We start from the raw sequence: 7,844 nt of genomic DNA on the forward strand, positions 1-7,844 counted from the left end.
ACTATATTAATTTTTTACAATTAATGACTTTAATGCTTGACAAAACATAAATGCATTGATATCATAATAATGCACACTGGATAGTGAGCGGAAGTTATAACATGCACCTGGATAGGTTCTGGAAATATAAAGCTTATCTTTATAGTATTTTCACGGACCAACTACTGTTGGTCCGTTTTTGTTTCCAGAGCCTCCACAAAGTGAAAGGAGATAAACATGTTAAAAAAAGACAAAAGCGTAATTATTAAATTCGACTTCTCAGTAGAACAGACAGTAGGCCAAATTACTAAGGTTACAGGCTTTATGAAGGCTAAGTATTTGATTCCTGTCATTGATATTCTGGATTTAAAAGCAAATCCTCGTTCTTCTAAAACGGGTCCGGTGACTACCTCAATCCAAGAATCTATCGAAAGTGACTGCAACCTGTTTCCGTTTAAGACCAAAGGAATTTTGCTTGCGTCTTCCCAGTATGAACGACTTGAGCGCAGTAGGATAAAGATAATGCCTGATAATTTTGAGATTGAAGGAATTTTAGATGGTGGCCATAACACGCTTGCAATTGGCCTCTATATCTTGAAACAGTCTATGCTTTACGCTGGGAAACCTTTTCCTAAGGGAGAGAAAACATGGGATCGCTTTAAGGAACTTTGGCATGAAAATAGAAGTGTTATTGATATATATTTAGACGAATTAAGGAAAGACTCTTCAATTGGAAATTTGAGCTTTTATGTGCCTGTTGAGTTGCTTGTCCCTCGCGATGCAGGAGACTTTGCTTGTGTAGAAGCATTTAAGAATGACTTGTTGGAAATTTGTGAAGCGAGAAATAATAATGTTGAGCTCAACATTTCTGCGAAAGCTAACCAGAAAGGATTTTTTGACGGACTCAAGTCACTCATGGAAAAACGAAATCCTGCTCTGTGCAGCAGAATTGAATGGAAAACGAACGATGGTGGCGACATTAAAGCGCAAGATCTTATTGCGCTTGCTTGGATTCCTCTTGCTCTTATTACTCAGGTTAAAGATGAAACTGGAAAAATTATTGAACCAATTGCAGCGAATAAAATCTACAGCGCAAAAGGGAGTTGTCTCAAACAGTTTGAGAAATTGATGGCGTCTCCTGATGTTACCATCAAAACAAGTGCTGACTATAAGCGAGAATTAAAAAACACGGAAGTTAATTCGGCATTCCAAATTGCGGTAGAATTGCCTGAACTCTATGACTATATTTATGAAAACTTCCCTGCTTTGTACAATTCAGCAGATGGAAAATACGGTCGTATTACTGCCGTAAAAAAATTAAATGAAACGCGCAAGGAAAAGAAAACACCGTTCTCCGGCAATGATATTGATATATTGAGTCCTGAAGGGTACATTATGCCGTTAGTGTATGGTATGCAAGCTCTTATGGTTAATAAGACAGTAAATGGACATAACGAAATTGCTTGGGTGCAACCGCCTATGACTTTCTTGCAAAATAATCTCGGCAAGATCGTTAAATACTATTCAGGTATTATTAACATATGCGACTATGATCCTCAGAAAGTTGGAAAAAATGCGCAGAGCTATGAACAGGCACTTGCTGGATTTAAGATGGCTATTGCTGGTATTCTATGATATGATAAGTTTCGTTGCTATCCTACTATAGTCAGGTTCAGTGTTCGCATTGAGGGTATCTTTTTTGTCAACGCTTCCCACGTCGGAATGGACTATGCTCCCCTCAAAAAGCCCAGCCAGCCGGCTGGGCTTTTCTCATACCGCTCCGTCATTCCTCCTTTTCCCCACAAAGCTTTGCTGCGCAAACCTTCGCAGGGGCCCCGCCCTACGGGCTGAGGAGAAAAGCGGGTATCCATTTTATCACGCCAACTCAGTCTCTGAAACCGCTTGGGAAAGCCCTTCCCGGGCGGTTTTGTTTTTGCAATAACACACTTTTGCCCGGATGCGGGACAAGGGTGAATAATCGGCACTCAGGGCAGCACACAAGTACCATCGTAAATCGGCATAATGCCCAATTGTAACCCCCGCTCTGATGGGGTATAATAGCAGCACAGGAAGGTGGAGCGGATGAACAACGAAGAATTGATTTTGCAGATGTTGGGCAAAATTTCGGACAAGTTAGAGGAACACGATAAGCACTTTGAATCTATTGACAATCGGTTTGAGTCTATTGACAATCGGTTTGAATCCTTGGAAACGGACGTGCGCCATACCCGCATGTTGATTGAAAAGCAAGAGCACAACGTGCAGCTTATCGCGGAACAGTACGGCGATATTTCCGCAAAGCTGGAGCGCGTGCGTGAGATCGACGAGCTGCGCGACCGAGTACGGACACTGGAAACGGTCGTGCGTAATCATACGGTATCCATCAAGGAACTGCGCAAGGCAGAATAAAAGCACAAAGCGGACAGCGTAAAAGCTGCCCGCTCTTTTTATGCCGTTTTCCCTCCTGCAGCATCCTGTTTTTGCGTGCGGTATGTCCATACGGGAAAAGCATCAGGGGCACAGCGTCAGCTGTTTCAAACCCGGTTTCCTGATAGGCTTAAACGGGCAAGTCGGGCATTTCACCGAGCGGATGAAACAGGACAGTGCCGCACACATGGAGGGCGGATGTAAAAGAACACCCGCCGCAGTCGGCCACCCGTCCTCCGCCGGATGATGGACAAAATCTACATCCGCACCGTCCCGGCGGGGAACATCAAGCCGGGCAAAGAAACGTCCACAGAAAAAACAGATGGCGCCGTTGCCACCGTTATGGCCCTTAATCGGCTCATCCGACATGGCAACGACACCGCCGAGTCGGTCTATGACAGCGGAGGGCCGCTGTTTATCTGATTTTCAGGGGTTAATCATCCTCCTCTCCGTAACCATAGACTGTGTTTTTACATCCGCAATGCGGACAAATGATGCAGGCATCGGGGGTGCCTTCATCCTTCCGCGGGGTTATTTTAAATGAAAAAGGGGCTCACCACCCCTTTTGGCGGCATTCGCCGCGCGGCTTGCACTTTGCCGCGCAAAGATGCATGGCTTTGCCGCCGCCCGCTTTTTCCCCGGACGCTTCTTTTGCTTCTTTGCCTTTTTCGACAGTCTGAAGCCCAGCCGGCCGGCTGGGCTTTTCTCATACCGCTCCGTCATTCCTCCTTCTCCCCACAAAGCTTTGCTGCGCAAACCTTCGCGGGGCCCCGCCCTACGGGCTGATGCGGAAAGCGGGTATTCATTTTATCACGCCAACTCAAGATAAATTGACAAACCGCCGGCAAGTCATAGGAAATATCGATCCGCTGTCCCCTGTACCCGCACTGCTGCGGCTGTCCGCGCGGCGCCGCAGCGGGTGACAAAATCCGGAACACGTAGTATAATAGAAGAAAATTTTGGTAATTTTTGTCCTTAAATGTATAAGACTGTCGAATGTAGTCCCCCCGGAGCGGCGCCTGCGTTCCGCATGCCCGCGGCGCGCTCTCACTCTTGGAGCATGGTGGTTATGATCAAGCAACATTTAAAGCAAAACGTATACGAAGCCTTTTTGGAACGGCTGAAATTCATTTTTGAGGAGTTCGACAATATCTATATCTCCTTCTCCGGCGGGAAGGACAGCGGCCTGCTGCTGAATCTGGTGCTGGATTACCGGGACCGCTGCTTCCCCCAAAAGGCGCTGGGTGTTTTTCATCAGGATTTCGAAGCGCAGTACACTGTGACGACGGAATATGTGGAACGCACCTTCGAGCGCATCAAGGGCCGTGTGGAGCCTTATTGGGTCTGCCTGCCCATGGCCACGCGCACCGCGCTCAGCAGCTACGAAATGTACTGGTACCCCTGGGACGACACCCGCCGGGACGCCTGGGTGCGGGAAATGCCGCAAAAGGAATACGTCGTCAACCTGGAAAACAACCCCATATCGACCTACCGCTACCGCATGCATCAGGAGGACCTTGCCAAGCAGTTCGGCAGATGGTACCGCATTTCACACGGCGGCCGGAAAACCGTCTGTCTGCTGGGCATCCGGGCGGACGAATCCCTGCAGCGGTACAGCGGCTTTTTAAACAAGAAATTCGGCTACAAGGGCGAATGCTGGATCAGCAAGCAGTTCAAGGACGTCTGGTGCGCGTCGCCCCTGTACGACTGGTCCACCAGCGATATATGGCACGCCAATTACCGGTTCGGCTACGATTACAACCGCTTGTACGACCTGTACTACATGGCCGGCCTCAAGCCCTCGCAGATGCGCGTGGCCTCGCCGTTCAATGACTATTCCAAGGATTCGCTCAACCTGTACCGCGTCATCGACCCCGAGGTCTGGACAAAGCTGGTGGGGCGCGTGCAGGGCGCGAATTTTGCCGCGATCTACGGCCACACCAAGGCGATGGGCTACCGGAACATCACGCTTCCCGAGGGGCACACATGGAAATCCTACACCCAGTTCCTGCTGGACACACTGCCCGCCCGCCTGCGCAACAATTACGTCAAAAAATTCAGAACGTCCATCCAGTTCTGGCACGAAACGGGCGGCGGGCTGGACGAAGCCGTCATCCGTGAGCTGGAGGCCCACGGCTACCCCATCCTGCGGAACGGCGTCTCCAATTATACCCGCGACAAAAAGTCCCGCATCATTTTCACAGGCCCCATCCCCGACGATACGGACGACATCAAATCGTCAAAGGACATTCCCAGCTGGAAGCGGATGTGCTACTGCATTTTGAAAAACGACCACAACTGCCGCTTCATGGGCTTTGGCCTGACGCGCCAGCAGCAGCGGCGCATTGATATCATCCGCAAGAAATACAAAAGCGTGGAGGCGATGGAAAATGGCGTATAAAAGCCCGGTCTACCATGTCATTCCCGTACCCATCGAAAAGGTGCGGCCGAACACATACAACCCCAACGCCGTGGCCCCGCCCGAAATGCGCCTGCTGTACGAAAGCATCAGGGCGGACGGCTACACCATGCCCATCGTGTGCTATTACGCCAAAAGCCAGGACATTTATGTGATCGTGGACGGGTTCCACCGTTACCGGGTGATGCTGGAGCATCCCGACATCTACGAGCGCGAAGGCGGCGTGCTGCCGGTTTCGGTCATCGACAAGCCGCTGGACCAGCGGATGGCCAGCACCATCCGCCACAACCGGGCAAGGGGCAGCCACGACGTGGACCTGATGAGCAACATCGTCAAGGAGCTTCACGAGCTGGGCCGTTCCGACGCATGGATCGCAAAGCATCTCGGCATGGACAAAGACGAGCTCCTTCGCCTCAAGCAGATCACCGGGCTGACGGCGCTTTTCAAGGATGTAAAGTTCGGGCAGGCATGGCAGCCCATGGACGAGGAAGACGGGGATGAAAGCGAAAACGGTGACGACGCGCTGCTGGGCTGAGGCCTCCCCCTCTGCCCCGGCGCCCGCCGTTTCGCCTCCGGCGAAACCGTGCGATCACTTCCCGCAAACGGGAGATTGCAGGCGTCCAAATGACGTTTTTGTGTTAGGGCAACACCGCACAATTCTAAGAGTCGAAGCGCGCCGGCAGATTTTTTGGCAGGTTAAACAAAAAGCGCAGCGAATACTTTGTGTATTCGCGAGCATTTTTGTGACAGTTGCCGAAAAATCTGCAAGCGAGGCGACGCTTAAGGCTTCAGCCGTGAATTGTGCGGTGTTGCCTTAGAGCGGCGTTGCAAAATCCGTTTTATGGGACACCTACTGTTGTAAAATGGTATCCGAAAGAACCGAAAACCATTCTCAAGGAGGAAGCGGCTATGGCATTCAAAATTGGTTTTGCAGCAGAGTTTCTCGAAAATAAGCGCATGGAGTCCAAATCCGCTGTGCCGGAGCCGGCAGCAGCCCCGCGCAGATCAATGGTACAGGTGTACTTTGCAGAACGCAATATGAATCTGGCCTATTACAACGACCAGTTTGACCTGCATTGCGGCGATACGGTCTATGTGGACGGCAAGCTGGAAGGCATGCGCGGCCGCGTCACCCAGGTCAGCTATAATTTTAAAATCAAAGTATCCGACTACAAGCGCGTGATCGCAGTAGCGGACACTGCGGTCAACGGTCGTTTTTTTATGGCAGGCAGCCACTTCGTCACGTTCGACAGAGCGGCGCTGCCGGGCAGTAAGGTTGTCACCTGGTACAAGGCGCCGGCAAAGGAGGACGATGCGTTCGTCAGCGGCAGCGATGATACCGCATTCTGTCTGGATGACCTGTGGGGAATGAATGTAAGCGCCGGCATCGCAGAGCGCGGGCACAACTACTACACGGAGAACCGGGTCCGATACATCAGCCTTGACGGCAGCAAAGGCTACGCCATCGTTGAAGGCAGCACGGCATACGAGGTTGAGTTCGAATACAGGGACGGTACGATCAGCGGCCTTATCTGCTCCTGCTTTTGCAGCTGCAGCTGCAAGCACGAATTTGCGGCTATGCTGCAGCTGAAGGAAGCGCTGGGCCGAATCGAAAAAAACTACGCAGACCAATATGCGCGCACCGGCTACTTTGCTGTGGTGGACAAGGGCGCGCTGTTCGCCTTCGCCATCGCCGGCAAGGAAGCCGGAAGCCTCACGCTATAAGCGCGCAATACGTTTTGCTTTCACTCCACTTAATACACCGCCTGGCTGCTTTGGGCCGGCAAAGCTTTCGCTGCGGCTTCCCTCTGGCCCCGGCGCAAGGCGCAAAAGGCTTTGAGATTGAGCCATTTTCAAATTTGCAGCACACCAAATGCAGTCTGCTCCTTACGGGACGGGAGCAGACTTCTTTTTATTTTGGGCCTTTCCTTTCCATGTGATAAACCTTTTATTCCCGGCCAAAAGCCCCCGCTTTCGCGGGGGCCTTCCTTTTTTCCCACAAGCGGCGTTTTACAGCAGTGCGCCGCGCCTTTTTGCGCCGTCCGGCACAGCCTCCTCGCACTCGAGGCTGGCGTTTTCGCTGCACAGGTCGAACACAAGGCCGCCGCCCTCCCAAAAGCGGAACCGTGCCCGGGCGCGGTTGCACTCACGGATGGTCCGCGTCATGCCGTCTGTTCGGGGCGCGCGCAGCGGATGTGCCTCCCGCGCCGCGAAGGACGCTTCCAGCAGATACCTGCCCTGCCGCAGCACAAGCCTGCGGGACGACGCCTCCACGATGCGCACGCCCCGGTAGGTGGCCAGCCGGTATTCACGGCCGCGGTACACAACGGCACAGATGCACCCTGTAAAGGAGCGTCCGCAGAACGGGATATGCGCGACAGAGGCCATCACGCTGCACGGCTGCGCAAAATCGTTGCACTGTACCCACAGGTAGTCCCGTGGAAAGGCGCTGCCCCGGTCGCCCTCAATGTATCCGGTCCCGCCCGTCAGGTCGATGAATCGGCCGTCCACCGTGAACCCGCCCGCCAGCGTGTGCGCCATGCTGTATACGCTGTGGCTGCACTGCATCGGCAGAAAGCGGAACGGCCCCATGATGTCCGTCCTGAGCGGCGACAGCGGGCCGTAGCGCAACGCGCCCTGCACGCCGGGCAGCTCGGCCGCCACGCCCTCCTCCCCAAAGCAGAAGCCCTGCGCCCCGTCGTACTGCCGGACGGTCCCGTTGGTGATCACCTGGACGAACCGGGTTTCCCCCGCGCGCCCGGCAATGAAACAGATGCTCTCGCCGTTTTTCTGGTGCTTGAGATACACGCCTTCAAAAAGATCCTTCATAGAAACCTCCTTCGGAATATCCGGCGCTTGTCGCCGTTCGGCTCCATTTCGCTACGCGAAACCGCTCGGTCGGTCGTTGCCTCCGCCGGGGCGGGAACAGGAAGCCGCGTGTGGGAAAAGAGGAAGGCCCCCCGCTGTCGCGGGGACGATTACGAGTCTCCGACGGCCTACTTTCTTAGCATTAAGAAAG

6 protein-coding genes and 1 pseudogene are annotated in these 7,844 nt (G+C 52.9%); 6 read left to right on the forward strand and 1 reads right to left on the reverse strand.

All coding sequences use genetic code 11. From position 1 onward, the window contains the following. The first annotated feature begins 216 nt into the window (after positions 1-216). The 6 genes and pseudogenes from TQ39_RS19200 to TQ39_RS19230 all read left to right on the forward strand — a co-directional run bounded on the left by TQ39_RS19200 (position 217) and on the right by TQ39_RS19230 (position 6,550). Entirely contained in the window at positions 217-1,614 is a 1,398-nt protein-coding gene (locus TQ39_RS19200; RefSeq protein WP_050006731.1) for a hypothetical protein, read from the forward strand. A gap of 447 nt (positions 1,615-2,061) precedes the next feature. Further along, positions 2,062-2,388, forward strand: coding sequence for a hypothetical protein (locus tag TQ39_RS19205; protein WP_050006732.1), 327 nt, complete (start codon positions 2,062-2,064; stop codon positions 2,386-2,388). Positions 2,389-2,634: 246 nt separating this feature from the next. After that, positions 2,635-2,829, forward strand: a pseudogene (locus tag TQ39_RS19210) (terminase large subunit); the annotation flags it as partial. A gap of 646 nt (positions 2,830-3,475) precedes the next feature. Further along, on the forward strand, positions 3,476-4,807 hold the full coding sequence (locus TQ39_RS19220) for a phosphoadenosine phosphosulfate reductase (protein WP_009322612.1): 1,332 nt from the start codon (positions 3,476-3,478) through the stop codon (positions 4,805-4,807). After that, positions 4,797-5,360 carry an IbrB-like domain-containing protein gene (locus TQ39_RS19225; protein WP_009322610.1) on the forward strand — a complete coding sequence of 188 codons (564 nt, stop codon included), beginning with the start codon at positions 4,797-4,799 and terminating at the stop codon, positions 5,358-5,360. Before TQ39_RS19220 ends, TQ39_RS19225 begins: the two co-directional genes overlap by 11 nt. Before the next feature lie 374 nt (positions 5,361-5,734). Continuing rightward, on the forward strand, positions 5,735-6,550 hold the full coding sequence (locus tag TQ39_RS19230; protein ID WP_050006735.1) for a hypothetical protein: 816 nt from the start codon (positions 5,735-5,737) through the stop codon (positions 6,548-6,550). A 285-nt stretch (positions 6,551-6,835) separates the two neighbouring features. Here TQ39_RS19230 and TQ39_RS19235 read toward each other — a convergent pair whose 3' ends face one another. Beyond that, positions 6,836-7,654 (reverse strand): tocopherol cyclase family protein, encoded by an 819-nt coding sequence (locus TQ39_RS19235; RefSeq protein ID WP_050006736.1) that lies wholly within the window; start codon positions 7,652-7,654, stop codon positions 6,836-6,838. Between the last annotated feature and the right edge of the window lie 190 nt (positions 7,655-7,844).

The sequence above is a fragment of the Ruthenibacterium lactatiformans genome (genome assembly GCF_000949455.1).
GTDB classification, from domain to species: domain Bacteria; phylum Bacillota; class Clostridia; order Oscillospirales; family Ruminococcaceae; genus Ruthenibacterium; species Ruthenibacterium lactatiformans.